This window comes from Acinetobacter entericus (genome assembly GCF_026168575.1).
Taxonomy (GTDB): Bacteria; Pseudomonadota; Gammaproteobacteria; order Pseudomonadales; family Moraxellaceae; genus Acinetobacter; species Acinetobacter bouvetii.
In genome coordinates this window covers 1-2,080 of record NZ_JAPEQW010000087.1, presented here as the reverse complement: position 1 = coordinate 2,080, position 2,080 = coordinate 1, and the positions used below count along the sequence as shown (strand labels likewise).

The following is a 2,080-nucleotide window of genomic DNA, read 5'->3' as shown; positions in this document are numbered from 1 at the left end:
TATACATTATACGAAATGGTATAATTAAGCCTTTAATTTATATATGTTTAATTCTGAATAACAAACTCTCCATCTTCTGCAAGCGCAAAACCTGCAAACGTCTGAACTGTCTCACCACCAATTTTTTTATTAAAAGTACGTTCATTCACATTGAATGAAATGGTTTTACCAACGACTTTTTTAAACTCTGGAACTGTCCAAATCAGCTTTTGAGGAATTGATACAGAAACGACTTCTTCTATGTCGCGGTTCAATTTGTTTGACCAAATGTTTTTTGTAAAAACAAGACTGTGATAATTAACGTTTTTCTCTTTATCTTCATAAACAGATACGTTTTCTAATTTTCCAGTGATTGAAAGTTGCATGATTAACCTACCTTAGCAAAGCGTGATTGTGGTTCCTGATACCAGTCTGGTACCTGATTTTGGAAGTCGATTTTTACAAGTTGAACAAACGGAATGACGTTATTTTTTGATTCAGAATCAAGGTTTTGAAGATATGCTTTTGAAAAGCCACAATCAGTCAATTGAGACATATAGTTGTAATATTGTGACTTGCCATATTTCTTTTTAAGTGTTTCAGCACCGTGCAACTCAAGCGCACAGAAAAAATTAAAAATGTTGCGGGACTTGGTTTGTGATAAACGTCCCGACTTTGTATAGGTATCAAATACGGTACAGATCTTTGTAAAAACAGTGTCATGATCAAGGGCTTTCATCGTGTGACCCTCCAATGCTTCAAATAAAGGTTTATTGGCCAATTGCCAGAGTTCAGTTAAAAAATTCGGATTTGCATGTTGATGTTTAATCAATTCAAAGACATTCAAAGGAATGCCATGTTCAGTAAGCCACAAAGGTTTAAAGCGAGTTTCTAAACGAAGTAAGCCCTGCATAAATGCAATAACGCGCGGATCTTCCATTGCTTTAATCACACGAATTGCAAAAACCTCACCTTTAGCAGCAAGACGTTTTAATTTTTTTAGCTGAAGCTGAAATTCAATAGACTTGCAATAAGCTTTACGAGCCAAACGCTTAGAATTAGGTGATCCCCAGTAGACTGTGGAGCCGTAAACTAATTTAGATTTACGAAGTGAACCACTGGAGACCTTGCGCAGAAAATCAAGAACACTTAGAACTTGGTCATCATTTTTTAGACGAGCTGAATAAGTCACGTCAAGATTTACAATTTGTGCATTCTGTACGTCAAGAATTTCATACAGCTTAGGATTTGATTCAGCCAAATAGCCAAGCATTTCAAAAATACCAAGCTCTAAATTATCTGAACCGAAAATATTATGACCTTGCATGATCTTTGCTGGTGAGCACTTAATCATGACATGCGGTTTAATTTTGCCTTCGTGTACAAGCTTAAAAGCAACATTTGTAAATGAAGTCGGAAGATCATCATAAGGATGATATAAGGCCCCTACTTGCATCTTGCCATGTTCATCAAGATAAACATCACGGGAACCAACAGTAACGCCAAGTTCCAACAAATTTAAAGACAAAAGAAATTGCTCGCCACTTCTATCTGAAATGACAAATTCGTCTTTTACGAATAAGCGTATTTCTGCAAAATCGATCATTGAAATGTAATTTCTATAGATTTCTATGGGATTATAGATATATAGCAAACTAAGAATCAATAGATTTCTATAGAATTCTATAGAAATTTATTTAAGGGCAATCAAAATGGCTCAAAGCGTATATTTGAATGAATGGGAGCAAAAAAAGCTCTATAAAAAAATGATTGAATTAAACAACAAGCTAGCTGATAAAGGCATGCGAGGCATATCTAAAGAAAGTCAATTAGTACATAAAATAATCGAATTAAGTATTGAAAAATTGGAAGTTTCAGAAAGTGGAAGTATTATTTTAAAGTGAAAAGTCCGAAATATCGGAGTTAAGTACGACATTAGAAACGTCGTACTTCCCTGCCCGACAAATTTCGTATAATGCAGATTGATGTTAAATGCATTCTACAAAGCAAAAAAAAGCTATGTTGCGTATAACATAGCTTTTTGTTTTCTTCACTGGAGCGTTAATGCAAGTAACATAATCACGGCTACATTATACGAAAT

General features: G+C 34.5%; 3 protein-coding genes. 1 reads left to right on the top strand and 2 read right to left on the bottom strand.

Going from position 1 to position 2,080, the window contains the following annotated elements:
• Positions 1–47 precede the first annotated feature (47 nt).
• Together OKC24_RS19585 and OKC24_RS19580 are read right to left on the bottom strand one after the other, a co-directional pair.
• Positions 48–365, bottom strand: a complete 318-nt coding sequence (locus tag OKC24_RS19585) for a hypothetical protein (protein WP_265466277.1) — start codon at positions 363–365, stop codon at positions 48–50.
• Between the two features lie 2 nt (positions 366–367).
• Positions 368–1,585, bottom strand: a complete 1,218-nt coding sequence (locus OKC24_RS19580; RefSeq protein ID WP_265466276.1) for a phage/plasmid replication protein, II/X family — start codon at positions 1,583–1,585, stop codon at positions 368–370.
• Between the two features lie 106 nt (positions 1,586–1,691).
• On the opposite strand from OKC24_RS19580, the gene OKC24_RS19575 reads away from it, so the two are divergent.
• Positions 1,692–1,883 carry a hypothetical protein gene (locus OKC24_RS19575; protein WP_265466275.1) on the top strand — a complete coding sequence of 64 codons (192 nt, stop codon included), beginning with the start codon at positions 1,692–1,694 and terminating at the stop codon, positions 1,881–1,883.
• Positions 1,884–2,080: the final 197 nt, after the last annotated feature.